Raw genomic sequence first — 22,395 nt, 5'->3', positions numbered from 1 at the left:
AACCGGGACGAGGCGCGGGTCACGGAACTCGGGCGCGGTTGGCAGCCCCGGGTCAGGCTGGTGCGGCCGACGAAGCAGCTTCGAAGGCTGGCCGTGCTGCTGCCGGTCAGCCGGGGAAAGAGCGTGGGCCCGAGAATCCCGCGGGTGCCGGCACGCGACCACCCGGCCTGGCCGGCGCCGCCCACCCCGCTCCCTCGGGGGCCCCCCGGGCCGGCCGGACTGGGCTCGGTCCTGCACCCGGCGCGGGCCGTAACCTGTCGCCGCGCGGTGTCGATCCGCCGCGTACCGCCGTGCAGCCACAGCAGCCGCCCTCCGCCGCGGGTGGAGACCCGGGGCGATCGAATGCCGCCGGGCCCCGGCCCACGTGGTTTGAGCGTGACGCACCGCAATTGCCAGTCCGGCCCGCCGACTCCGGGGCGGCCCGGCCGGCCGGAGAACGCGACGCCGCGGATCGCCATGTGGCGGGCCGGGCCGACGGGCCGGTTCGCGGCGACGGTTCCGGCCGAGAGCCGGCCGTTCCTCGGATCCCCGACCCACTCGCGAGGCGGGAGAAGGAACGCGGCAGTGACCCGTCCAGGGCGCAGCCACCCGCCCGGGGTGCCTCGGCCCGCGCGGCCGTTCCCGACCGGCCACCGGCCGCACGGCCGGAGCTCGACCCGCCGACCATGCGCGTCGGGATGCGTCGGGAGCACGTGAACGATGATCACGGCGATGTCGCGAACCGGTTCACGGTCACCGATGACGGCTGGCGTCACGCGGACCCGGGGCACCAACCGGACCCGGGGGCAGCCGAGGCGTTCGAGGCGTTCGACGGGGGTCAGACCGACGCCGTCGCCCCGTCCGTCCTGGATGATCGCAGCTCATCTGCCGGGCGGGGCGTGACGTCGCGGCACGAGGTGCCACGGCCCGGCGAGCCCGTTGACCCTGACCGCGTATCCGTGGATCCCGTCCGCGGCGCGGTGCCGGAACGGGGGCAGCGGCCTGACCCGGTGCGCCCGGCGCCGGGCACCGGAGAATCGCCGGAACCGATCGGCGCAACCGGGCAGGGGGTGCCGGGGTCCGCGCCGGGGCCGGGTACGACGCGACCGGTAGCGGCACTGGCGATGATCGTGGGCGCGGTGGGCTGCGTCGTCGGCAGCGTCCTACCGTGGAGCGAGATGTCCAGCGCGGACGAGACCCGCACGTTCAACGGCATCGTCGCCGGGGACGGTCGACTGGTCCTCGTCCTGGCAGTCCTCCTGGGTGTCGTGGGTGCCGCCCGACTCGCGCGCCGGCCGATCGGTGGTCGCACGGCGGATATTCTGGTTGCCCGGCTGGCCGCCGCCATGATCGTGGTGATTGCCGGGCTCGACCGGGCCTACGGACCGCCGACCCTCGCCTCCTTTCGGGCCATCTCGGCGGACGTGATCTCCATCCATCCGCAGAACGGGATCATGGTCACGCTCGCGTCGGGCATTATCGCCCTGATCGGCGCGGTACTGCTTCGGCCGCGTACGACATCGACCGGAGGCGGTGGCGGAGGGTAACTCGCCTGGTACAGGTGGTTCTGTCTCGCGTCATGCGGGCAGCTTCCCCGCGTGATACGACCGTGCGAGGCGGTCGTCAGACCCCTTGCGGGGTGTCGGACGGTGGTGGCGTGGGTGAGCGGTCAACAGCAGAGTCCATGGGCCCGCCCGGGCGGTACCGGTTCACCTCCGGCTGCCGGGGGCGGCACCAGGACGGCCGCGGGGGCCGGCGGCCGGGAGAGACCATCCCCGGTTGGCCCGGGCCCGCCCGAGCTTGACGACCGCGCGGTTGCCGTCGCCGCGGAGCTGCGAGCGTGGCGGGCGCGGGCCGCGGCGACGGCCGATCCCGCCTGGTCTCGGGAGGGCGCCGTGACGCTGTCGCCGCCCGTTGGCACAGTCGCCGTGCCGGCCGTGCGGCCGGAGTCGGCGGCGGGTGGCGCGCACCCGTGGGCCTTGCCGGCAACGGCTGGCATCCTGGTGCCTGCGCCGGTCCGCCCGGCGGATCCGGCCGCCCGCTCGTGGCTGCGCCGGGCAGCGTCCCACTGCGGTTGGCTACCCGGTCCGGTGGCAGTCTGCGCCGGAGTCGTCGTGATCATCGCATCGGGGATGCGGTGGGCGACGGTGCGGGCCTACGGGTTCGTGGAGTTCACCGTACGGGGGACCGATCCCGACCAGCACGGGCAGCTGACGGTGCTGCTGGGAATCCTCGCCGTGGTCGCGGGCCTGCTCCTCGCCGCCGGGCGCAGGCAGTGGGGGTGCATGCTCGCGACCATGACCGGGCTGATGGTCCTGCTGACCGCGGCGGTCGACCTCGTCCAGCTCTACCGGGGTGGTCCGTTCGTCGACAGCGGGCTGCGTACGGCGACCACGGTCGGCCCGGGATTGTGGGTGATTGCCTGCTGTGGTTTTGTTGTTCTCGCGGTCGGTGTTGTTGTGCAATGTGTGTATCAGGCCTCAGGTCACGGTGGCCGCGGCCGCGAGCCGCGTCGTTGACCGGCGGCCGGCGCGGCGGCCTGAACCGGGTGGGGATGACCCGATGGTGAGATGGGTGACCCCCGTTGGGGGGACGCCCGGTCCGGTGGATTTGGGGTCATGACGACAACCGCGACAGCGGGCACGATGAAACAGGTCAAGGGCGCACGGGGGAGCAACGAGGCTCGGTCGGGGGACGAGCCGGAGATGCTCCGCACTTGACCGGATCGCGCGTCCTCACGCCATGCGGGGGGGTGGCGCGAGGGCTCGCACCGGATTCGGGGATCCGGTGTGGGTCTGGGTGGTGGGCGCTGACATGGGGGTGTCGGCGCCCACTACGCTTTTCTGGGCCGATCCGACGCGACGTGGCGGAGTTCCATCACCACGGTCGCGCGGCTCGGCCGCCTGATGCCTCGGTCAGGCCATTCCCTCCGCGCGGCGATCGAGATGCCCATCCTCGATGGCCCGCTTGAAGAGGTCGACCTTGGTCGCCGCGTCGCGGCCGACCCGTCGGTACTTCTGGCGGACCCGGTCGATGTACTGCTTGGCGGTCTCCGGGGAGACGTCCATCTTCCGGGCGACGGTCTTCAGCGGCATCCCTGTCGCGTACAGGCGCAGCGCCTCGACCTCCTTCGGGGACAGGTGCGGTTTGTCCGGGGAATCATCGGTGAGGAGCAGGAAGGCCAGCTGCGGAGAGATCCATCCGGTACCGGCGGCCGCCGCGCGGATTGCGGTGGCCAGATCCTCGACGTCGTCGGTCTTGGGAACGAAGCCCGAAGCGCCGGCGCGCATCGCACGCCGGATGGTGTCCGGCGCGGCCGCGGCGCTGAACACCACCACGCTCCGCTCGTCGGACAGCAGCCGCCGGAGGTTGTCCGGGGGCTCGGTGCCGTCACCGAGGTCGAGATCGAGCAGGACCACCTGTGCGTGCCGCCCAGGACCGGCGAGCAGGGCATCGAGGGAACAGGCGGTGTCGATAAGGTCGAAGTCCTTGATGTCGTGCAGCAGATCTGCCAGACCGCGCAGCACGATCGGATGATCGTCCACCGCCGCAACCGTGATGATGTCGGAAGCTGTCGTGTTGTCCTCAGCGTTCATGGTGGTCCAGTCGTTCTCCCGGACTTGCGGCCATGACAGATCTCGACACGGCCCGACGGGCGTCGGTGCCCGTCAGTGGGGACGTGGGGGCGTCCCCGGCCGCGAGGAGCGTCGGGGACTCCGCTCGCGCGACGCCCACCATTTCAGCAGATCTCTACCCGACGTCACGACCTGGTTCGGACTTGCGCAACGAGGCCGAAACATCCGGCTAGCTCAGCAGTTACAGTCACAACCGCCGCAGTCGCACTCCGCGCACTCACCACAGGACTCACAGCAGTCGCCGCAGTCGCCGTCGCAGTCGCAGTCGGGGTCGCCGCACCGACCACACAGACCCTTCTTCCGCTGTCCCTCGAGCGGCGATTCGCCGGGGCGGCCCGGGAGACGATCCTGCGGACGCGAAGGTCCGGTCGATGGCATGGCCGAGCCCGTCACCGAGGAGGAGACGGGCGAGCCGGGCATCGACCGTGTCGGCGGATCGAATCTCGGCCAGCGCGTCCCGCAGATCCCGGCGGCTTTCCTCGCACAGGCGGCGAGCCTCGGCCGGGCTGTTTCCCGTGGCCGTCAGCGGTCGAGCGCTTCGGCGAGCCGTTCGAACTCGGCCGGGTCGTTGTACACGTGGGCGCTCACCCGCAGCACCGGCCCCTCGAGATCACGGCTTCGCTGGACCGGGATGGCGCTGGTGAGGATCGCATCCTGCCGGTAGAGACGATCGCGGACGGCCACGGGGTCCACGCCGGATGGCGGTTGCAGCGTGACGATGCCGGTCGGCGAGTCCGGCCGCTCTCGTACCCGCCAGCCGCCGGCACCGTCCAGGACGCGTCGCCCGTAGGAGGCGAGGTACACGATGCGGGCGAACACGAGCGGGGGATCGCTGGCGAGCAGCTCGGAAAGCGCTTGGGCGAGACCGGCCCGGGAGGCTACCGAGGCTTCACCGATGCCCAGCCGGGCCAGGCCGGGCAGGGGAATCGGCCGGCCGTCCCTGCCCCGGCCCATGCTGTAAAGACTCGGAACCGCGACGTTGATGCGCTCGGCCAGGTCTCCCCGCACAGCGAGGAAGCCGGTGCCCCGTGGGCCGCACAGCCACTTGCGGGACGTTCCCACGTAGGCGCTGGCGTGGATGTCGGAGACACCGGTCTGGCCGAGGGACTGGGCGACGTCGAGGACGAGTGGCACCCCGGCGGCGGCGCAGCGCCGGCCGATCTCGACGGCCGGCTGCACAATGCCGCATTGGCTGGGGACATGCGGAAAGACGACGAGATCCAGCTCGTCGAGAGCGAGCGGGCGGCCCGCCCGGGGGCTGGGTATCCCCACCCTGTCGAGGACATCAAGGTCGATCACGCCCTGTGGGTCGACGGGCAGATCGATCAACTCAAGGGGAGCCTGTCGCGTCCGGGCCTCGAGCACGAGCGCGTTGGAGCCGTACTCGCTCGGAAGAACTCCGATTCTGGCGCCCGCAGGCAGGGGCCACGCGGTGAGCAGCGCGGCAAAGGCGGTGCTGGCCGAATGGTGGAAGGTGACCTCGTCGGGGCCGAGGCCGGGTCCCATGAGGTCGGCGAGTGCCGCCCGCGCGGAGTGCAGGACCTCGCCGGCCTCCACCTCGGCGACGTACGCGCCGCGTTCGCCTTCGCGCCCCAGGTGGGCGATCTGAGCGTCGAGGGTCGCCTGGCTGGGCCGCGCCGCGGCGGCCGCGTCCAGGTGGGTCACGGCGCAGGGCGGCCGTGCGGCACGCCAGCGCCGGGCCAGCTCCGTCCCCGCGCGGTGGTCGCCCGCCGCCGCGTCGGTGAGATCCTCACGATTCTGGCGGCTCGCCGTCGCATCCACCGGACCAGGATCGCACCCGTCGGACGGCCCGGGGCCTTCGTTGCGCCTCCCCGGGCCCGGTCGGGACTGCCGCCATGTCGCCCCCGTGTCGCCCCCGTGCGGCCCCGGTGCGCGGCAGGTGTCAGCTCGCCCGCTCGGGCACGACCTTGCTGACGATGTGCTCCGCGATGGCAAGGGACGCCGTCGCGCCTGGCGACGGCGCGTTGCGTACATGGACGACGCGACCGGTGTGCGACAGGACGAAGTCGTCGACGAGGCTGCCGTCCCGGGCCACCGCCTGGGCACGCACCCCGGCCGGACCGCGCACCACGTCGTTGGTCCGCAGCTCGGGCACGTAGCGCCGTGCCTCGGAGATGAACGCCCGCTTGCTGACGGTGTGCAGGATCTCCTTCGCGCCGGTCTTCCAGTGCGTCCTGGCCATCTTGTGGAAACCGGGCCAGGAGAGCGTGCGCCGCAGGTCGCCGCCCTGGACGGTGCCGACCGTGTAGCCCTCGCGGGCGGTGGCGAGCACCGCGTTGGGGCCGACGAGGATCTCGCCGTCGATGCGCTTGGTGAGGTGGATTCCGAGGAAGGGGTACCGCGGGTCCGGCACCGGATAGATGAGCCCGCGCACGAGGTCCCGCCGCTGTGGGCGCAACAGCCAGTAGTCGCCTCGGAAGGGGATGATCTGCGGGGACGGGTCCTCGCCGGTGAGGGTCGCCACCAGGTCGGACTGCAGACCCGCGCAGGCGATCAGCAGGTCGAACGGGCCGACGCGCTCGGAGACGGCCGTGACCCGCCCGCCGTCCCTGGAAGCGATCTCGTGATTGCCGTTGGGCCGGGCGCTGGCCGAGCCGGTGACGGTGAGCCGCAGGTGCACCCCGTCCGGCCGCTCGTCGACGCCGACCACCTCGGCGCTGGTGCGCACCGTGCCGCCCGCGGCGATGATCTCCTTGCGGAGCGCCTGCGCGACCCCGGGATAGTCGACGATTGCGGTCGTGGGGGAGTGGAGGGCGGCGACTCCCCGGGCGTGCGGTTCGATCGCCCGCAGTTCGGCGGCGTCGAGCATGCGCGTCCGGGGGACGCCGTTGGCCTGCGCACGCTTCTCGATCTCGGCGAGGCGTTCCAGCTCGCTGTCGTCGACCGCGACGACGACCTTGCCGCACTCGTCGTAACGGATGTCATGGGTGTCGCAGAACTCGCGCAGCAGGCCGACGCCGCGCCGGCACAGGGTGGCTTTCAGTGAGCCCGGGACGTAGTAGAGACCGGCGTGGACGACACCGCTGTTGCGTCCGGTCTGATGCCGGGCGACGTCGGGCTCCTTCTCGAACACGGTCACGGTCGCTCCCGGTTCGACCTGGCCGAGGCGCCGGGCCACCGCCAGTCCGAGTATGCCGCCGCCGATGACCGCGATCCGACCTGCCACGCCCCGCCCCCTGTTTCTCGTCGATCGGCTGGAGTCCGCCACCACGGGCGACGGTACGGAACAAGTATCGGCATACACGCTGTGTGACGAGCCGGTAGTCCGTCCCGACGGCCGCGCGGCGGACCCGTCGCCAGGTGATCCGCCGCCGCTGCCGCCGCTGCCGTGCTGCCGCTGCGCCCCGAGCGGCTCAGCCGAAGAAGTGGCCCGGCGGGTGCGCCCGGTCGGTGCGCGAGCGCGGCACCCCGCGCAGCGCGTCGGTGAGGGTGCGGGCCGTGTTGACCAGCGGGACGTGGCTGAACGCCTGCGGGAAGTTGCCGGTCATCCGGCCCAGCCGCGGGTCGTACTCCTCGGCGAGCAGACCGACGTCGTTGCGCAGCGACAACAGGCGTTCGAACAGTTCCTGGGCCTCGTGCACCCGCCCGGACAGCGCGTAGTTGTCGGCGAGCCAGAAGGTGCAGGCGAGGAAGGCACCTTCACCGGCGGGCAGCCCGTCGACCGCGCCGTCCTCGGCGGTCGGGTAACGCAGGACGAAGCCGTCCTCCATCAGTTCTCGTTCGATCGAGGCGACCGTGCCGACGACCCGGGGATCGGTGGCAGGCAGGAAGCCGACCAGCGGCATGTACAGCAGCGCCGCGTCAAGCTCACGGGAGCCGTAGAACTGGGTGAAAGTGTTGCGGTCGGAGTCGAAGCCCCGCGCGCAGACCTCGGTGTGGATCTCGTCGCGCAGCGCGGACCAGCGTTCCACGGGACCGGGCAGGCCGGACTCGACGATGCCGCGGACGGCCCGGTCGGCGGCGACCCAGGCCATCACCTTGGAATGAACGAAGTGCCGGCGTGGCCCGCGGACCTCCCAGATGCCCTCGTCGGTCTTGCGCCAGCCGGTCTCCAGGAAGTCCATCAGCTTGGTCTGCAGCGGCCAGGAATCGTCGCTCTGGTGGTCGGCGATCGCCTGCCCGCCGGGCAGGACGAGCCCGGGGACGGACGGCCGCCGGTTGGCGACCGCGACCCGCGCCACGTGCAGGGCGTCGAGGACCTCGCCGTAGACGTCGAGCTGGAACTGGTCGACGGCGGCGTTGCCGACGCGGACGGGGGAGGAACTCTCGTAGCCGGCGAGCCAGGGCACCTCGTACTCGGGCAGCCGGCGTTCCCCCGCGACGCCGTACATGATCTGGACCCGGGACGGGTCGCCCGCGACGGCGCGCAGCAGCCATTCCCGCCACGCGGTCGCCTCGCTGGTGAACCCGGCGTCGAGCAGGGCCAGCAGGGTGATCGTCGCATCGCGCAGCCAGCAGTACCGGTAGTCCCAGTTGCGCACCCCGCCGATGTGCTCGGGCAGGGAGGTGGTGACGGCCGCGACGATGCCCCCGGTCGGGGCGTAGGTCAACGCCTTGAGGGTGATCAGGGAGCGGCGCACGGCGGGCTGCCACTGGCCGTCGTAGGTGCAGCCGGCCATCCAGTCCGACCACCACGCCTCGGTGAGGGTGATCATGCGGCGGACGTCGTGGATCGGCGGCGGGGACTGGTGCGACGGCGTCCAGGTCAGGGAGAAGGGCACGGACTGGCCGGCGGCGACGTGGAAGTCGGCGTAGGTGGCCATGTCGTGCCCCTCCATGGGGGCGGTGGTGCGCAGGGTGACGGCGTCGGGGCCGGCGACGGCGGACATGGTGTGCTCGTCGACCCGGCGCACCCACGGCACGATCGAGCCGTAGTCGAACCGGAACCGGGTCTCCGAGCGCATGTGGACGGCGCCCTCGAGACACTCGACGAGCCGCAGCACCGTGTGGGTGCCGGCGTGGGGGAACATCGCGTCGACGATGCGTACGGTGCCCGAGGCGGTGGTCATGTCCGTCTCGAGCACCAGGGTGTCACCGCGGTAGCGGCGGCTGACGCCGAGAACCGGTTCGACCGGGGCGATCTGCCAGTGCCCGTCGTCGGCGTCACCGAGCAACGCGGCAAAGCAGGACGGTGAGTCGAATCGGGGCAGGCACAGCCAGTCGATCGAGCCCGTGCGCGCCACGAGTGCCGCAGAGTGGGTGTCGCCGATCAGCGCGTAGTCCTCGATCAGGGATGGCACGGCCTGTTCCTCGCTCCCATGGTTCGCTGGTCGCGATCATCGGAAGATGATGATCGCCGGATGTGGGATGAGCACCGTCGCCGGCGTCATCGGGCGGGGTGCGGCGGTCACCCGTGGCGGAGGTCGCCGAGCCTCACAAAGGCGTTCACCTTACGGACTGCGCCGGCCGGCTAGGTTGGGGGTCCGGACTTCGCGGTGGTCCACCCGTAATCCGGACCAGAAAACTTTCCCCGATGTGACAGGACTCACGACGTGGCCTCTATGTCGCCTACCGCTGCCACCCGCGCCGTGCGGTACCTGGCCGACCCGCGGCGCCGCACGGCTGTGGTGGCGATCACTCTTGCGGCCATCGGCCTGATCGCGTTCGGGATCTACGCGACGGTGAGCGGGCCGCCGCCCAAGCAGGAGGCCGTCGTCTACTTCACCCCGGAGGCGACGACGGCGCAGAAGGATGCCGTGCGCGCCGCGTGTCCCTCGGTGGGTCGCGCGATCCAGCTGCCGAAGGACCGCAACAACCTCGCCACCAGCCGGGCGTATCCGCTGCGCTACGACGTCGCGAAGGCGTCGACGGCCGACCGCGCGGCGTTGTACAAGTGCGTGCACGACCAGCCGGGCGTGAACGGCATGAGTCAGGAGACCCAGGGCCAGTGACGGCGGGGCCGGCGCCCTACCCCGCCGGCGTCTCGTCGGCGTGCTCCCGCTCGTGCTGGTCCAGGTCGTGCTGGTCCAGGAGTTCGGCCGGGGTGGGCAGACCGGCGTCACGCGCCTGCTTCGCCTGCCACAGGCTGACGATCATCGTCGCCAGCACGACGAGTCCGCTGAAGACCAGGCTCCCGCCGCTCCAGGGCGACGAGGCGGGCAGGGTGTCGACGACGACCCAGGCGATGCCGGCGCCGATCATCCCGAGACCGAACAGGATCGTGAACACCGAGGAGAACCGGTTGGCGGCGGCCTGATCGGCGAGGTCGGCTGCCTTGCGCCGGGTCCGCTCGAAGCGGCTGCGCGCCCACTCGTACTCCAGGCTCAGGATGAAGAACCCGAGGGCGACCACAAGGAAGCCCGGACCGGGCAGCACGAGCATCGCGATGCCGACGCCGAGGACCACGATCCCCAACACGGTGAGGGCGATCCTGCGCAGCAGTCGGGCGCTTCGGGTCAGCACGTCGGGCAACTCCTCCTGTCGTCGTGGTTACCTTCGTCCAACGCGCCGCGCACCACAATCGTGGCCCGGATCTCCGAACTCGGCTCCGTGACCTGGGCCGCGTTTCGGGATGAGCGGCGGGCGAACCAGAAGCGCCCGCGGATCGTTCGTTAGGGTGGCAAGGCGGCTCACCAGGAGCTTCCTACGGACGAGCGGGTCGACAAGGCGCGGAGAGGGTTGTTGTGGAGATCGAGGAGACCGCGCTCCCTGGCATCGGGCTGCGGCACGACTTCCAGACGCGCAGCGGCCGTCGGCTGGGGGTCGTGTCCCATCATCACGGGCGGCGTGACCTCGTGATCTACGATCCCGATGATCCCGACTCCTCCCGGGACTCCATCCCGCTCACGGCGGAGGAGAGCGACGCGCTCTCGGAGCTGCTGGGCGCGCCGCACATCGTCGAGAAGCTGGCCGACATCAGCAGCGCGTTCGCCGGGTTGGTCGGCGAGCAGATCGCGATTCTGGCCGACTCGCCCTTCGCGGGCCGCCCGCTTGGTGACACCCAGGCCCGCACCCGCACTGGCGCCTCCATCGTCGCCGTCGTCCGCAACCAGATCGTCCACGCCTCCCCCCGGCCGGACTTCCGGTTCGAGGCCGGGGACATCGTGGTGGTCGTCGGGACCCCGGAGAACACGGCGTCCGTGGCCGCGTTGCTCCACTCCGGCTGACGAGCGGGTTGGCCGGATCGAGTGCATTCCACCGCGACGACCTTCCTTGAGCTCGGGGGAGTCCTGTTCTCCCTGGGCATCCTCGGGCATCTGGCGCTGCGCGTCGGAATTTCCCCCATCCCGCTTTATCTCGTCGGCGGCCTGGCATTCGGCCACGGCGGGCTGCTGCCGCTCGGCGCCAGTGAGGAGTTCATCGGCGTCGGTGCCGAGATCGGTGTCGTCCTGCTGCTGCTCACCCTCGGTCTGGAGTACACCGCCGGCGAGCTGCTGTCCGGCCTGCGTAAACAGGCCCGGTCGGGGGTGCTCGATCTGGTCCTGAACGCCACCCCGGGTGTCGCCGCGGCGTTCATTCTGGGCTGGGGCCCGACGGCGGCGGTGGTCCTCGGCGGGGTGACGGCCATCTCCTCCTCCGGGATCATCGCGAAGGTCCTCGGCGACCTCGGGCGGCTCGGTAACCGGGAGACGCCGGTCGTGCTGTCCGTTCTTGTGCTCGAGGACCTGGCGATGGCCGTGTACCTGCCGATCCTGACCGCGTTGCTGGCCCATCACAGCCTCGCCCGCGGGTCGCTGACGGTGGCGATCGCCCTCGGCGTGCTCGTCGCCGTCCTCTACGTCGCGCTGCGGCACAGCGACAAGGTGACCCGACTGGTGTTCAACCCGTCCGCGGACCGCGACGACGAGGTCCTGCTGCTGCGGGCGCTGGGGCTGGCGCTGCTCGTGGCCGGCCTGGCCCAGCGGATGCAGGTGTCCTCCGCCGTCGGCGCCTTCCTCGTCGGCATCGCCCTGTCCGGCCCCGTGGCCGAGGGCGCGCAGGAGGTGCTCCGGCCGCTGCGGGACCTGTTCGCGGCCGTCTTCTTCGTCTTCTTCGGCATGCAGACGGCCCCCGCCGACATCCCCCCGGCGCTACTCGCCGGATCGCTGTTGGCGCTTGCCGGCGTCGTGACAAAGGTCATGACGGGGTGGTGGGCGGCCCGTTCCGCCGGGATCGGGACGATGGGCCGGTTCCGGGCGGGCGCGGCCCTCGTTGCGCGGGGCGAGTTCTCGATCGTGATCGCCGGGCTTGCCGTGGCGGCCGGCATCGAACCGAAGCTGGGCCCCCTCGCCGCCTGCTATGTGCTGCTCATGGCGATTATCGGCCCGCTGGCTACCCGTTTCGTCGAGCCGGTGACCCGCGCGGCCCGCGGCCGGTTGAGCCGCCCCTGATCGCCGGGCGGCGGCACCGAATCGACGAGTCCGCAACGGTTGATCAACATTACGCTGGCGTCGGCGAGGGTCGCCGCCTGCCGTCGGCCGGTCGCGGTGCTGTCCGCTGAGAACGGGGCGAACTTACGGGCCCGGGTATGCCCACTCGGGCAGCCATGTTTGGCAGGATGCGGCCCATGAGCGGACTTCTCGAAGGTAAGCGCATTCTCGTCACCGGCGTTCTCACCGAAGCATCGATCGCGTTCAGCGTTGCCCGCATCGCGCAGGAACAGGGCGCGCAGGTTGTTCTCTCCGGATTCGGGCGTGGGCTGTCGCTGACGCGGCGCATCGCCAGGCGGCTGCCCACCGAGGCGCCGGTCGTCGAGCTGGACGTCACCGACGAAGAGCAGCTGGCCGGGCTCGCCGGGCGGGTGCTCGAGCACGTCGACGGCCTTGACGGGGTGCTGCACGCGATCGGTTTCGCGCCCGAGTCGGTCCTCGGCGGCAAGCCGTTCGTCGAGGCCGCCTGGACCGAGGTCGGCACCGCCCTGCAGGTGTCGACCTGGTCGCTGGCCTCCCTGACCCGGGCGACCCTGCCCCTGTTCGGGGAACGGGCATCGATCGTGGGCCTCGACTTCGACGCCGCCGTCGCCTGGCCGTCCTACGACTGGATGGGCGTCGCCAAGGCGGGTCTGGCGTCCACGGCCCGTTATCTGGCCCGCGACCTGGGCCCGCGCGGCATCCGGGTGAACCTGGTGGCGGCCGGCCCGCTGCGCACGATGGCGGCCAAGAGCATCCCGGGCTTCAGCCAGTTCGAGGACGTCTGGGACGGTCGGGCCCCGTTGGGCTGGAGCGTCCACGACACGACGCCCGCGGCCCAGGCGTGCGTGGCGTTGCTGTCGGACTGGTTCCCGGCGACCACCGGCGAGATCGTCCACGTCGACGGCGGCGTGCACGCGGTCGGCGTCTGACCGGCGGCCCGTCTTCGGCCGCCGGGAGTCAGCCGGCGGCTGCCGCCTCGTCGAGCAGGTCCAACGCCGTTCCGACGATGACGTCCACCGTGACGGGGACGGCCTCCGCTCGGGCCGCCGCCGTCACGGCGGCGGCCGGCGGCGGTGCGGCCGAGCCGAGCGTCGAGATCGGATCGCCGTGCACGCCCGCCAGGAAACTCAGCGTCCGCGGATCGCCGTCGACGACGGTGACCATCGGGCACCGCCGGTTCGCCGGGAAGAGCTCGGCGAGCAGCGCGTCCGACCCGTCGGCCAGCCCGCGGCGGGCCTGCAGCGCTCCGAACACGGCACCCGGCGAGGTCAGGCAGACCACGCTCACCTCGTGCCCGAGCCCGGCGCGCAGCTCCGCCGCGGCGCGCAGCACCTCCGGCATGACCGGGCCGACGCCGACGAGGGTGATCGCGGCCCCCGGGCCGCCCTCGTGCAGCCGGTATCCGCCGGCGAGCACCAGGGCGCGACGGCGACGCCAGCCGTCCGCGTCCACCGGTAGTTCGGCGAGCCGCTGGTCCACCGGCCGGGCGGAGAGCTGGATCAGACTGGACGCGCCGTCGAGCCGGGCCAGCCGGCCGAGCCCGGCCAGCAGGCACCACGCGAGGTCGTGCGCGAACGCCGGCACCCAGGTCGTCGCGATCCCGGCCGGGGCACCGTCGCCGCCGTTCCACGCCAGGGCCCGGGTGACCGGGTCGAGCCCGGTGTCGGCGACCGCCAGCACGGAGCGGGCGTCGCCGCTGCCCGCGGCGAACCAGCCGGGCAGTACCCGACCGGCCGACACCTCGTCGGCGACCCCGATCGGCAGCAGCGGCAGGCCCTGCCGGCTCCAGGCCACCCCCAGCGAACCGAGTACCCCGCCGAAGGCCGTCGCGGACAGGCCGCCGGCCACGTGCCGCCCCGCCGGGGCCTTGGCAGCGGCCAGCCAGCCGGCGAGCACGGGATCGGCTGCCCGGGTGCTGATCGTGACCACCGCGGCCGCCGCCTGCGGGGCGAGCCGGGGCAGGTCGCGAAGCAGGTCCCCGAACGCCTCCTGGGTGGAGATCCACTCCGGGAAGCGGCGGCCGGCGTGCGCGGGCACCTGCGCGGGGGTGCGTAGCGGCACCGGAACATGGTCCAGGTAGCGCGCCACGTGGCTGGTGAGGCGCCGAGCTCCCTCAATCGGCGGCAGGACGGCGATCGACCCACCGCCGTGGGACGCCGCGGCGGTCGGGTCGGCGCCGTCTGCCGGTGCGAGCCGGTCGCTGGTGTAGGCGAACAGCACGGTCGGCCGGTCCGCTGCCACCTCGTCGAAGGCGTCGATCAGCAGCGCGATGTCATGCCCGCCGAGGTCGCCCAGGCAGGCGAGGATCTGCTCGTCGGTGAGCGTGTCCAACAGCCGGCTGACGCCGGCGCCGGTGGTGCCCGGCCCGGCCAGGCGGCGGCGCAGGTCCGTCCCACGGGTGTGCAGCAGGTCCTGGAACTCGGCCGGGGTGAGCAGGTCGAGCCGTGACCGCAGCGCATGGCCGCCGGGCGCCCGGAACAACGCCTCGAGCCGACGGCCGTAGCGTACGGTCAGGACCTGCCAGCCCGCCGCCTCAAACAGCCGTGACGCGCGGGCCGGTCCGCCGATCCCACCGGGGCCGCCGGCGGCGGCGGACACGCCGGACCCGGTCACCATCACCACCCAGAGCAGCTCGCCGAGATGCGTGGCCCGCTCGTCGGCGATCGTCTCCCAGACGGCCGGGTCGCGCAGTTCGGCGTAGTCGATCAGGCAGATCTGGCGTCCCCGTGGGGTGCGGTCGAAGCGTTCGCCGGCGTACCGGCGGGCCAGCGCCGCCCAGACCGTCCCGCTCGGTCCGACACTGCCGGCGCCCAGCACGCGCAGGGGTCGGGCGTCCGCCGGGGGTGGCGCGGTGTCGGGCCGCGGCCAGTTGGTCGGCGGCCCGCCTGCCGCCGGTTCACCGACCGGGTCGTCGGCCACCCGCGCGTCCTCGAGCACCTGATGGACGGCGTGGACCAGCGCGCCGGCCCGGGGCGTCACGCTGACCCGATCCTCGGCGCGCAGCGAGTCGAACCACAGGACGGTGGCGATGCTCGAGGCCGCGGCCACCCCCGCCCGTTCGCCCCGGGCGGCAGCCGGGGAACGCCGCCCGCCGCGCGCACCGACCTCGATGGCCGCGGTGGCAGCGGCGCGCAACCGACTCTCCACCGCGGCCAGGGCGGCGAGGTCTAGCACGCCACCGGGCGGCCCCGGCGTGACCGGTTCCGGCACACCGCCGACGATCACGCCTGATCCGTGGGGCGCGGCCGGGGCCGCGGCGGCCACCACCGCAGGTAGTCCGGCCTCGGCCTCGGCCTCGGCGGGCCAGGGGCTGCGGACGGCGCCTGGCGACGTCACCATGGAGTCCTCGTCTCGATCTCGATGGATGTCCGAGCCGGATCGCAGGGGCGGGCGGGACAGCGAAACCGCGCTGTCCTCCCGGTCCGGTCGGGCGGTGGCGTCGGGTGTGGTGGCGTCGGGTGTGGTGGAGCCGGGTGTGGTGGCGCCCGGGGTTTCTGGGATATCCGGGCCGGCTGGGCCCATGGTCAGCTCCCCCCGACCCGCGTGCCCCCACAGGGCATCCGCCGGTCTGATGTCCGGCCTGCGCATGACCGGTCTTCGTCCCACGGCACCGACCTCCCCATGTCCGGACGTGCGGTGCGGGCCGGAGGTTGTGCCGCCGGCCGGATCGGCGACCCACGCCTGTTACGCGCGGCAGGACCGCGTCCGGCGTCCCGTTTGCTGATGTCGCACCATTTCAGCATCTGTGGGACGACAGAGGTCAGCCCGTCGTGGTGTTGGTCGTCCCGTCGGGGTCGCCGACGGCGAGCAGGTGGTCGAGGCGGGTGCGCAGGGCCGGTTCGTCCACGGCGGGCGTCGTGATCTCCACGGTCTTGACCCGGCTCGTGGCACCGCGGATGAGCAGGACCTGCGTGCGGCGCAGGCCGAGAGCTCCGGCCAGCGCGCGCAGGGCGGCCTCGGTCGCCCGGCCGTCGACGGCCCGTTCGGTGACGCGGACGGTCAGCATCGCCCCCGCCCGCGGGTCCGTCCAACGCCCGCCCACGGCGGCTCGCCCGGCGCCCGGTTGCACCCGGATCGTCACCCGCATGACTGCAATCTTCCCGCACCGCCGCACCGCCGGGAGCTTGTGCCGCGGCATCGATGCCACCAAAGGGTGACGGCGGGCGTGGTGGATTTTCGCGCTGCTCCGGGATGTGTATGCCTCGTCGGGACGGGTGCGGTGTCGGGATGGGCGTGTGTCTACGGCCGGGACGGTCCGGAGACGGTGCATCGGCCGGCTACTATCCGGGCCATGGTCGAAAACGAGGGTCGTGTGGCCCTGGTGACGGGTGGTAACCGCGGCATCGGTGCTGCCTGTGCGGTCGCGCTCGCCGCCGCGGGGGAGCGGGTCGCGGTCGCCAGTCGCGGCGGCTCCGCCCCCGAAGGCATGCTGGGCGTCCGGATGGACGTCGCCAACACCGAGAGCGTCGACAAGGCGTTCGCCGAGATCGAGGCCGTGCTCGGCCCCGTCGAGATCGTCGTGTCGAACGCGGGCATCGTGCGGGACACACTGCTGGCCACCATGAGCGAGGACGCCTTCCAAGAGGTCGTCGACACGAACCTGCTCGGCGCCTACCGGGTGGCCAAGCGGGCGGCGCGGCCGATGATGCGGATGCGCCGCGGGCGGCTCATCTTCGTCTCCTCCGTCGTCGCCTCCACCGGTGGGCCCGGGCAGTCCAACTACGCCGCGTCCAAGGCCGGCCTGATCGGCTTCGCCCGTTCCCTCGCCCGGGAGCTGGCGCCGCGCAACATCACCGCCAACGTGGTCGCCCCCGGCCCGATCCGCACGGACATGACCGACGCCCTGACCGAGGTCCAGCGGGCGGCCCTCACCGCCCAGGTGCCCGGCGGGCGGATGGGCGAGCCGGCGGATGTGGCCGCTCTTGTCGCCTTCCTGGCCTCGCCGCAGGCCGGGTACATCAGCGGCGCACTGATCCCCGTCGACGGCGGTCTGAGCATGGGGCACTGACAGGGCCGCATCCCGTCCGGCACGCGCGGGACGTTGCGGCGGGCACGGGTCCGCGGTCGGGTGGGCGACGTCGCCGGCGGATATCGTGGGCGGCGGAGCCTTGCCGCGCGCCGTCGAGGCCGCTGCAGCCACGAAGGGGTGGGTCCGATGAGCGTGATCCGGGTGGAACCGCGCGGTGGCCGTGACTTCGACGTGGAGGTCGCGGAGGAGACCTCGCCCGGCGTGCCCGGGCTCTCCTTCTCCTTCCGGGTCAGAGTCGACGATGCGGTGCTCGCCGCGAGCGGGACGGCCGTCGGTGACGAGGCCGGGATGATCGCTCTGGTCCATGTGTCGTTCGAGTACCTGCTCGCCCGGGAGCCGGCGGGGGCGATCCTGCCGGAGTTCGAGCTGTCGACCATCGGCCGCTACTTCCCGACCTATCCGGCCGACATCGCCGACCGCGTGCCGCGATGACCGGGACGACCGGGACGCCGGCCGCCGCCGTGGAGGTCGACGCGCTGCTGCTGGTCTCCTTCGGCGGCCCCGAGGGCCCGGACGACGTGCTGCCGTTTCTGCGCAACGTGACGGCCGGCCGGGATATCCCGCAGTCGCGATTGGAGGTCGTCGCCGAGCAGTATCGGATGTTCGGGGGGCGTAGCCCGCTCAACGAGCAGAACCGCCTGCTGGCCGAGGTCCTGCGCGCGGAGCTGCCCGGGTTGCCCGTCTACTGGGGCAACCGTAACTGGGCGCCCTATTTGACCGACACGGTCGCCGAGATGGCCGCCGCCGGCGTCCGCCGGGCGGCCTGCTTCGTCACCTCGGCGTTCTCGTCGTATTCGGGCTGCCGCCAGTACCAGGAGAATCTGGCGGCGGCACTCGCCGCGCTCCCGCCTGGAGCTGCGGCTCCGGAGCTGGTCAAGCTGCGGCTGTTCTTCGACCATCCCGGCTTCGTGGCGCCGATGGTGGACCGGTGCGTCACCGCGTTGTCCGAGCTGCCGGAGAAGGCGCGTGCCGACGCGCACCTGGTGTTCACCGCGCATTCCCTGCCGCTGTCGCAGGCGCGGTCCAGCGGTCCCCACGGGGACGCCTACCCGCGTCAGCTGCGTGCCGTGGCGGAGGTGATCGCCGACGGGGTCCAGCGGGTCACCGGGGTCCGCCATCGCGCCGAGTTGGCCTACTGCAGCCGCAGCGGGCCGCCGGCCGTGCCCTGGCTGGAGCCGGACGTGGGTGATCGGCTGGTCGAGCTCGCCGCGGCCGGGGCGGTGGGTGCCGTCGTCGTGCCGCTCGGCTTCGTCAGCGATCACATGGAGGTCGCCTACGACCTCGACGTTCTCGCCGCCCAGCGGGCGGGGCAGGTCGGGCTGCCGATGGCGCGCGCGGGCACGGTGGGCACCGATCCCCGGTTCGTCGCGATGGTGCGGGAGCTTGTCGAGGAGATCCGGCATCCGGACCTGCCCCGCCGGGCGCTGACCGAGCTTGGGCCGTGGCCCGAGCAGTGCGCCGCGCACTGCTGCCAACCGCCGCAACAGCCGCCTCGCGCAATCCAGAATGCCGCAGAAGGTGGACGGCGTAGGGATGCGGCGATACTGATGGGGAACAAGGCAACCGGAACCGGACGACGAGGCGAACGAAGGTAACGGAGCGATCGGAGCTATGCAGCGTTACGTGTTCGAATCCCCGGAGCGGTTCGTGGTGGGCACGGTGGGCCAGCCCGGTGACAGGGTCTTTTTCCTCCAGGCCGCCGGCCGGGGGCAGGTTGTGACGGTGGGTCTGGAAAAGACCGAGGTCACAGCGCTCGCCGAGGGGCTGAACACGCTGCTCGGACAGGTCGGCCAGACGCAGGGCATCGCGCTTCCCGCCGCCACGGACGTCGAGATCGACCTGGCCCCGCTGGACGCGCCGTTTCAGGAGGACTTCCACCTGGGGCAGCTCACCGTCTCCTGGGACGGCCATCGGGTGTTCGTCGAGGCGGCCGGGCTATCCCCCGGGGAGATCCGGCTGCCCGAAAGCGAGGACCAGCTCGACTCGCTGCGGGTCGGCCTGTCGATCCGGCAGGCCCGGGCCTTCATCGAGCGGGCTCGCACGATCGTCGCCGCCGGCCGCCCGCCGTGCGTCCTGTGCGGTCGCCCCGACGATCCCGCCGGCCACTTCTGCCCCCGACTGAACTGACCGGGCCGCCGCACACCTGAAGCCGGCTGATCCCTGAGCCGGCTGATCCCTGAGCCGGCTGATCCCTGAGCCGGCTCATCCTGAAGCCGGCTGATCCCGGGCCGGCTCAGTGCGGCGGCGGCACCGTGGCGCAGGACGGGTCGAACGCGTCGTAGGCGGCCTCGTAGGCCCGCCGCACCGCCGCGGACAGGCCGCGCAGGGCCGCCGACCGCCGCGCGATCTCGCTGGCCGTCACCGCGGCGCCGTCGTCGCGGGCCGCCAGGTCCAGCAGGGTCGACAGCCGTTCCGCCCGGGCGAGCAGGGCGTGGGCGGCCGACGGATGCCCCGGGCCCAACCCCGGCCCAGGTTCCTCCTCGCCGCGGTCGCGTAGCAGGGCGAGCACCTCGGGGCGGGCGCTGGCGATGTCGAGGTGCACGAGGGCAGCCGTGGTCGTGCGGATCGCGTCGCTGAGCTCGTACTCGGCGGCGCGCAGCCCGGCGCCGGCCGGCGGCACGCTGGCCGCCGGCAGTACCCGCCAGTGCACGGACTCCAGCCGGCCCTCCAGCGCCGGGCCGTGGACGACGACGCTGGGGACGAGCAGCAGCGGCGGAACCGGCCCGATGACGATGATGGCCTCACCCGCGGTGATCGCGTCGCGGTTCACCTCCGGCGGGCCGGGCAGGCCGGTGGCGTCACCCGGGGCGGGCAGGACGAGACGTAGCCGCTGCGCGCCGGCGGTGCGAAGGGCACCCAGGCCGAGGACGAGTGGCTCGTCACCGAGGGTGTGGGGCGCCGCCTCGCCGCCGAGTGCGCGGTGCACCTGCGTGATGACGTCATCCAGTCCGACGAGCCCGGCAAGCCATGCGTTGCCCCAGCCGGTGAGGACGCCGGACCGGGGCGAGGCTGACAGGGCGGGAAGCACATTGCCTACCGTAGGCAATCCAGGGGCTCTCCGGCGCGCCGAGGGTGGGTCACGAGCCGATTTTCCGTGTGATAGGCGTGCCGATCGTCGCCGATCGTCGCCGATCGTCGCCGACCAGGCACCGCCCGGCGAGCCAGGGCAGGCCGACGCTGAGCAGCCAGTAGGAGTGTCGGAGCATGCCGGGGGCCGCGACCGCTGCGTTCGGGCCGCCCGCATCAACCGGCCCGGACGGCGCGCCGACAAGTGGTACTCCGGCCTGGGTGGGCCGATGGGCCGGCTCGGATGGTGGGGCCGGCCGTCGGCGACGCGGCATGGCAGGTGAGAAAGCCGGCGACGGTGGCCGACCAGGTGAACTGCTCGGCCCGGGCCCGGGCGGCCGCGCGCCGCTCGGGGTCCCCGGCGGGCGAGGTCGACAGCAGGTCGACGACCGCGTCGGCGAACGTGAACCCGCTCCCGGCGGCGATCGCGCCCACGCCCGGTACCACCAGCTCAGCCAGCGCGCTGGCATGGTTCACCACGACCGGCGTGCCGCTCGCGAGCGCCTCCAGGGCGGCCAGCCCGAACGTCTCCACCGGCCCCGGGGCGAGCGCGAGGTCGGCGCTGGCCAGCAGGCCAGCGAGTCGCTCGCGGTCGGCGACGAAGCCGAGGAAGGTCACGGGCAGCCCGGCGGCCCGCCGTTCCAGCCGGCCACGGTGCGCACCGTCGCCGGCGATCACCAGGCGGACGGCGACCCGCCGGCGGACGAGTTCGGCGACCGCGTCCACGGCCGTGTCGACCCGCTTTTCCGGTGCCAGCCGGCTGGCCACGACCAGCAGTGCCTCCCGGTCCCGGGCGAAGGCGCGGCGCAGCGTGCGGTCGCGGTGATCGGGGTGGAACCGGTCGAGTTCCACCCCGAGCGGGATGTGGCGCAGGTTCGGCGTGCCGAGCCGGACGAACTCCGCCGCGGCCCAGGCCGTCGTCGTGACGACCGCGTCGAACGCGGCGGCGAGCGATGCGTTCGCCCGGTCGGCCGCCGCCGTCACCGGCAGCACGCCTCGCAGCGACGGCGGCGTCCAGGTGCCGAGCAGCCGGTCGAGTCGTTCGTGGCTGACGACCAGTGACGGCACGCCATGGCGCCGTGCCCATCCGCCCAGGGGGCGCAGCGTCGCCCGGTCGTGAACCTCCAGCCGGTCGGGCTGCTCGCGGTCGAGTAGGGCCGCCACCCGCCACGGCTGGGTGATGATCCGGTAGCCGGTGCCGGGCAGGCGGGGCGCCCGGACCCGCAGCACCAGCGCGTCGGGGCGCTGCTCGACCTCGTCACGCTCCCCGGGCACGATCTGCACGACCTCGTGACCGGCCGCCGTGTAGCCCGCGGCGAGGTGACGCAGCGTCGTCCGAATGCCGCCGGAGGCCGGCGCGACGAAGTTCGCCGCCTGCACGATCTTCACCGTGACCGCCTGTCGTCTCGTCGGGCCGCCTCCCGGTCGCCCGCCCCCGTTGTCCGCGGACCTGCGGCCGCCAGTGCGTAGTGCTCGTCGTGTCCGCCGCGGCCGCCGGTGCCGAGGACGTCGCGGTAGTGGCCGAGCAGCTCGTCGCCGACCGCGGTCCAGCCGCATCCGGCGACCGAGTCCCGGGCGGCCAGCGCCATGGCCGCCCGCCGCTGCGGGTCGCCGACGAGCGTGGCGACCTGGGTCCGCAGGGCCGCCGGATTCCCGGGCGCGTAGTGCAGGCCGGTGCGGCCGTGTTCCACGACGTCGAGCAGCCCGCCGGCCGCCGGGGCGACCACCGGTACCCCGCTGGCCTTCGCCTCCTGGGCGGCCTGGCAGAACGTCTCGTGCACGCCGGTGTGCACGAACACGTCCAGGCTCGCCACCGCGGCGGACAGCTCGCGTCCGCTGCGGAAGCCCAGGAAGGCGGCGCCCGGCAGCGCCTGTTCGAGCGCCGCGCGTGACGGGCCGTCGCCGACGACGACGAGCCGGGTGCCGGGCAGATCGGCGACCGCGCCCAGCAGGTCCACCCGCTTTTCCCGGGCGAGCCGGCCGACGTAGCCGACGAGCAGCTCGCCGCCCGGAGCGAGCCGGCGGCGCAGGTCGGTGTCGCGGTGCCCCGGATCGAAGCATTCGAGGTCCACGCCCCGGCTCCAGCGGGCGACCCGCTGCACTCCCTGCCGGAGCAGGGCGTCGACGGAATCCCAGGACGGGGCGAGTGTGCGTGCCGCCAGCCGGTGCACGGTGGCGAGCCAGCGCCAGATCGTGCGTTCGGCGGTGGCCAGCCCGTAGCGGGCGGCGAACGCCGCGATGTCGGTCTGGTAGACGGCGATGCTTGGCACATCGAGCCGCCGGGCGGCGAACACCGCCTGCGCCCCGAGCCCGGCCGGGGCCGCCAGATGCACGA

The 22,395-nt window shown here is 73.0% G+C and carries 21 protein-coding genes; 10 read left to right on the top strand and 11 right to left on the bottom strand.

What is annotated here, in order from left to right; translation table 11 throughout:
* Positions 1 to 185, bottom strand: a 185-nt coding sequence (locus NBZ85_RS08755; RefSeq protein WP_261561759.1) for a hypothetical protein, incomplete at its 3' end; no start/stop codon positions are given.
* Positions 186 to 458: 273 nt separating this feature from the next.
* Here NBZ85_RS08755 and NBZ85_RS08750 point away from each other — a divergent pair.
* Positions 459 to 1,526 (top strand): hypothetical protein, encoded by a 1,068-nt coding sequence (locus NBZ85_RS08750; protein ID WP_261561758.1) that lies wholly within the window; start codon positions 459 to 461, stop codon positions 1,524 to 1,526.
* A 567-nt stretch (positions 1,527 to 2,093) separates the two neighbouring features.
* On the top strand, positions 2,094 to 2,498 hold the full coding sequence (locus NBZ85_RS08745) for a hypothetical protein (protein ID WP_261554448.1): 405 nt from the start codon (positions 2,094 to 2,096) through the stop codon (positions 2,496 to 2,498).
* A 396-nt stretch (positions 2,499 to 2,894) separates the two neighbouring features.
* Here the strand turns inward: NBZ85_RS08745 and NBZ85_RS08740 are convergent, their stop codons facing one another.
* The 4 genes from NBZ85_RS08740 to NBZ85_RS08725 all read right to left on the bottom strand — a co-directional run bounded on the left by NBZ85_RS08740 (position 2,895) and on the right by NBZ85_RS08725 (position 8,875).
* A complete protein-coding gene (locus NBZ85_RS08740; RefSeq protein WP_261554447.1) occupies positions 2,895 to 3,575 on the bottom strand; it encodes a response regulator in 681 nt (226 codons plus the stop codon).
* A 561-nt stretch (positions 3,576 to 4,136) separates the two neighbouring features.
* Positions 4,137 to 5,396: an aminotransferase class V-fold PLP-dependent enzyme gene (locus tag NBZ85_RS08735; RefSeq protein WP_261554446.1), complete on the bottom strand. Its 1,260-nt coding sequence runs from the start codon at positions 5,394 to 5,396 to the stop codon at positions 4,137 to 4,139.
* 121 nt (positions 5,397 to 5,517) lie between these two features.
* On the bottom strand, positions 5,518 to 6,801 hold the full coding sequence (locus NBZ85_RS08730; protein ID WP_261554445.1) for an L-2-hydroxyglutarate oxidase: 1,284 nt from the start codon (positions 6,799 to 6,801) through the stop codon (positions 5,518 to 5,520).
* A gap of 187 nt (positions 6,802 to 6,988) precedes the next feature.
* Entirely contained in the window at positions 6,989 to 8,875 is a 1,887-nt protein-coding gene (locus tag NBZ85_RS08725) for a glycoside hydrolase family 15 protein (protein WP_261554444.1), read from the bottom strand.
* A gap of 261 nt (positions 8,876 to 9,136) precedes the next feature.
* Between NBZ85_RS08725 and NBZ85_RS08720 the strand changes: the two genes are divergently transcribed.
* A complete protein-coding gene (locus NBZ85_RS08720) occupies positions 9,137 to 9,526 on the top strand; it encodes a hypothetical protein (protein WP_261554443.1) in 390 nt (129 codons plus the stop codon).
* 16 nt (positions 9,527 to 9,542) lie between these two features.
* On the opposite strand, the gene NBZ85_RS08715 is transcribed toward NBZ85_RS08720, so the two are convergent.
* Positions 9,543 to 10,037, bottom strand: coding sequence for a PGPGW domain-containing protein (locus tag NBZ85_RS08715; RefSeq protein WP_261554442.1), 495 nt, complete (start codon positions 10,035 to 10,037; stop codon positions 9,543 to 9,545).
* A gap of 221 nt (positions 10,038 to 10,258) precedes the next feature.
* Between NBZ85_RS08715 and NBZ85_RS08710 the strand changes: the two genes are divergently transcribed.
* The 3 genes from NBZ85_RS08710 to fabI all read left to right on the top strand — a co-directional run bounded on the left by NBZ85_RS08710 (position 10,259) and on the right by fabI (position 12,894).
* Positions 10,259 to 10,741, top strand: coding sequence for a cation:proton antiporter regulatory subunit (locus NBZ85_RS08710; protein WP_261554441.1), 483 nt, complete (start codon positions 10,259 to 10,261; stop codon positions 10,739 to 10,741).
* A 21-nt stretch (positions 10,742 to 10,762) separates the two neighbouring features.
* Positions 10,763 to 11,944 (top strand): cation:proton antiporter, encoded by a 1,182-nt coding sequence (locus NBZ85_RS08705; protein ID WP_261554440.1) that lies wholly within the window; start codon positions 10,763 to 10,765, stop codon positions 11,942 to 11,944.
* 176 nt (positions 11,945 to 12,120) lie between these two features.
* Entirely contained in the window at positions 12,121 to 12,894 is a 774-nt protein-coding gene (gene fabI, locus NBZ85_RS08700) for an enoyl-ACP reductase FabI (protein ID WP_261554439.1), read from the top strand.
* A 28-nt stretch (positions 12,895 to 12,922) separates the two neighbouring features.
* Here fabI and NBZ85_RS08695 read toward each other — a convergent pair whose 3' ends face one another.
* Both NBZ85_RS08695 and NBZ85_RS08690 read right to left on the bottom strand, forming a co-directional pair.
* Positions 12,923 to 15,553: a pyruvate dehydrogenase gene (locus NBZ85_RS08695; protein ID WP_261561760.1), complete on the bottom strand. Its 2,631-nt coding sequence runs from the start codon at positions 15,551 to 15,553 to the stop codon at positions 12,923 to 12,925.
* A 172-nt stretch (positions 15,554 to 15,725) separates the two neighbouring features.
* Positions 15,726 to 16,052: a DUF167 domain-containing protein gene (locus NBZ85_RS08690; RefSeq protein ID WP_261554437.1), complete on the bottom strand. Its 327-nt coding sequence runs from the start codon at positions 16,050 to 16,052 to the stop codon at positions 15,726 to 15,728.
* Positions 16,053 to 16,256: 204 nt separating this feature from the next.
* Here NBZ85_RS08690 and fabG point away from each other — a divergent pair, with 204 nt between their 5' ends.
* From fabG to NBZ85_RS08670, 4 genes are all read left to right on the top strand, one after another.
* The gene (gene fabG / locus NBZ85_RS08685) at positions 16,257 to 16,973 is read left to right on the top strand and encodes a 3-oxoacyl-ACP reductase FabG (RefSeq protein ID WP_261554436.1); all 717 of its coding nucleotides are present in this window, start codon (positions 16,257 to 16,259) and stop codon (positions 16,971 to 16,973) included.
* Positions 16,974 to 17,120: 147 nt separating this feature from the next.
* Positions 17,121 to 17,426 carry a hypothetical protein gene (locus NBZ85_RS08680; RefSeq protein WP_261554435.1) on the top strand — a complete coding sequence of 102 codons (306 nt, stop codon included), beginning with the start codon at positions 17,121 to 17,123 and terminating at the stop codon, positions 17,424 to 17,426.
* Positions 17,423 to 18,589 carry a ferrochelatase gene (locus NBZ85_RS08675; RefSeq protein ID WP_261554434.1) on the top strand — a complete coding sequence of 389 codons (1,167 nt, stop codon included), beginning with the start codon at positions 17,423 to 17,425 and terminating at the stop codon, positions 18,587 to 18,589. The genes NBZ85_RS08680 and NBZ85_RS08675 overlap by 4 nt, the downstream gene beginning before the upstream one ends.
* A 16-nt stretch (positions 18,590 to 18,605) precedes the next feature.
* Positions 18,606 to 19,121: a DUF3090 domain-containing protein gene (locus tag NBZ85_RS08670; protein ID WP_261554433.1), complete on the top strand. Its 516-nt coding sequence runs from the start codon at positions 18,606 to 18,608 to the stop codon at positions 19,119 to 19,121.
* 106 nt (positions 19,122 to 19,227) lie between these two features.
* Here NBZ85_RS08670 and NBZ85_RS08665 read toward each other — a convergent pair whose 3' ends face one another.
* The 3 genes from NBZ85_RS08665 to NBZ85_RS08655 form a co-directional block, all read right to left on the bottom strand.
* Positions 19,228 to 20,022 carry an Rv1486c family protein gene (locus tag NBZ85_RS08665; protein ID WP_261554432.1) on the bottom strand — a complete coding sequence of 265 codons (795 nt, stop codon included), beginning with the start codon at positions 20,020 to 20,022 and terminating at the stop codon, positions 19,228 to 19,230.
* Between the two features lie 215 nt (positions 20,023 to 20,237).
* Positions 20,238 to 21,449: a glycosyltransferase gene (locus tag NBZ85_RS08660; protein WP_261554431.1), complete on the bottom strand. Its 1,212-nt coding sequence runs from the start codon at positions 21,447 to 21,449 to the stop codon at positions 20,238 to 20,240.
* On the bottom strand, positions 21,446 to 22,395 hold a 950-nt coding region (locus NBZ85_RS08655; protein ID WP_261561757.1), incomplete at its 5' end, for a glycosyltransferase. The genes NBZ85_RS08660 and NBZ85_RS08655, both read right to left, overlap by 4 nt.

The organism is Frankia tisae (genome assembly GCF_025403405.1).
GTDB lineage: Bacteria > Actinomycetota > Actinomycetes > Frankiales > Frankiaceae > Frankia > Frankia tisai.
The sequence above is the reverse complement of the archived record's forward strand: the minus strand, read 5'-3'. Positions and strand labels throughout refer to the sequence as shown.

Bases quoted from the DNA above. Each gene is read 5' to 3' on its own strand.
- NBZ85_RS08740 (WP_261554447.1), bottom strand. From the start codon at position 3,575: ATGAACGCTGAGGACAACACGACAGCTTCCGACATCATCACGGTTGCG.
- NBZ85_RS08720 (WP_261554443.1), top strand. From the start codon at position 9,137: ATGTCGCCTACCGCTGCCACCCGCGCCGTGCGGTACCTGGCCGACCCG.
- fabI (WP_261554439.1), top strand. From the start codon at position 12,121: ATGAGCGGACTTCTCGAAGGTAAGCGCATTCTCGTCACCGGCGTTCTC.
- NBZ85_RS08695 (WP_261561760.1), bottom strand. From the start codon at position 15,553: ATGCGCAGGCCGGACATCAGACCGGCGGATGCCCTGTGGGGGCACGCG.
- NBZ85_RS08690 (WP_261554437.1), bottom strand. From the start codon at position 16,052: ATGCGGGTGACGATCCGGGTGCAACCGGGCGCCGGGCGAGCCGCCGTG.
- fabG (WP_261554436.1), top strand. From the start codon at position 16,257: ATGGTCGAAAACGAGGGTCGTGTGGCCCTGGTGACGGGTGGTAACCGC.
- NBZ85_RS08680 (WP_261554435.1), top strand. From the start codon at position 17,121: ATGAGCGTGATCCGGGTGGAACCGCGCGGTGGCCGTGACTTCGACGTG.
- NBZ85_RS08675 (WP_261554434.1), top strand. From the start codon at position 17,423: ATGACCGGGACGACCGGGACGCCGGCCGCCGCCGTGGAGGTCGACGCG.
- NBZ85_RS08670 (WP_261554433.1), top strand. From the start codon at position 18,606: ATGCAGCGTTACGTGTTCGAATCCCCGGAGCGGTTCGTGGTGGGCACG.